Origin of the sequence: Streptomyces fuscigenes (genome assembly GCF_021556455.1) — a bacterium.
GTDB lineage: Bacteria > Actinomycetota > Actinomycetes > Streptomycetales > Streptomycetaceae > Streptomyces > Streptomyces fuscigenes.
This window is the reverse complement of sequence record NZ_JAKGCV010000753.1, coordinates 1-1,380: the sequence shown is the minus strand read 5'-3', so window position 1 is coordinate 1,380 and position 1,380 is coordinate 1. Positions and strand designations below refer to the sequence as shown.

Here is a 1,380-nt window from a genome sequence, read left to right as displayed (position 1 = left end):
CCCGGCCGGGGGACCCCCGGGCACCGCGTACGTACCGCGTCGCCGAGTGCGCCGCGACGGGCACCGCCCCTGCGTCCGGGGCCTGGCGGGAGCGGCCCGCGGGCTGAGCGCCCCTGCCCCTCGGGCGTCGGGGGCGCCGCCGGGGGGCCCGCGCCCGCGGAGCTGAACGCGTTGTCGGGGGCGTCTGGTATCCATGGGGCTGTGAGCAGCGGTGACGAGCAGCAGCACGGCGCGGAGGGGGAGCAGCTCGCGCTGATCCGGGAGACCGTGCGCGAGACGGGCAAGCCGCGCGCCAAGCCGCGCACGTGGCGCGGCGCGGCCCTCGCCGAGCGGCTGCCCGTGGCCCGGGTCGTCGTCAACAAGGGCGTCCTCCACCTCGACCAGTTCTTCGACTACGCGGTCCCCGCCGAGCTCGACGAGGCGGCGCAGCCGGGCGTGCGCGTCCGGGTCCGCTTCGGGGCCGGCGCCCGGTCCGTGCGCGGCGGGCGCCGCGAGGGCGGGCGGCTGATCGACGGCTTCGTGGTCGAGCGGCTGGCCGCCTCCGACTACACGGGCCCGCTGGCCGCACTCGCCGGCGTGGTGTCCACGGAGCGCGTCCTCAGCGAGGAGCTGCTGCGGCTCGCCCGAGCCGTCGCCGACCGCTACGCCGGATCGCTCGCGGACGTCCTGCAGCTCGCGATCCCGCCGCGCAGCGCCCGCGCCGAGAGCCGCCCGTCGCCGGAGCCCCTCGATCCGCCGCCGGCGCCCGCGCCCGGCACCTGGGAGCGGTACGTGAGCGGGCCGGCCTTCCTCGACGCGCTCGCGACGGGCGGCGCGCCCCGCGCCCTGTGGACGGCGCTGCCGGGCCCGCACTGGGCCGAGGAGATCGCGCGGGCCGTCGCCGCGACGCTCGCCTCGGGGCGCGGAGCCCTCGTCGTCGTGCCCGACGGGCGGGTCTCCGCCCGGGTCGACGCGGCTCTCACGCAGGTGCTGGGAGAGGGGCGGCACGCCCTGCTCACCGCCGAGGCGGGCCCGGAGAAGCGCTACCGGGAGTGGCTGGCCGTGCGGCGCGGTGCTGTACGGGCCGTCGTGGGCACGCGCGCCGCGATGTTCGCGCCGGTGCGCGACCTGGGCCTGCTCGTCCTGTGGGACGACGGCGACGGCAGCCACAGCGAGCAGCACGCGCCGCAGCCCCACGCCCGGGAGGTGCTGCTGCTGCGCGCGGCGCAGGACCGCGCCGGGTTCCTGCTCGGCGGGACGAGCGTCACCGTCGAGGGGGCGCAGCTGGTCGCCACGGGCTGGGCCTCGCCGCTGGAGGCGTCCCGTGAGCAGGTCCGGGCCGCGGCACCGCTCGTGCGCACGGTCGGCGACGCGGAACTCGCGCGCGACGAGGCCGCCCGG

1 protein-coding gene is annotated in these 1,380 nt (G+C 79.4%); it reads left to right on the top strand.

Annotated features, from left to right (window positions below; genetic code table 11):
- Positions 1-201: 201 nt before the first annotated feature.
- The coding region (locus L1885_RS28335) for a primosomal protein N' family DNA-binding protein (protein WP_505016796.1) at positions 202-1,380 on the top strand (1,179 nt) is incomplete at its 3' end.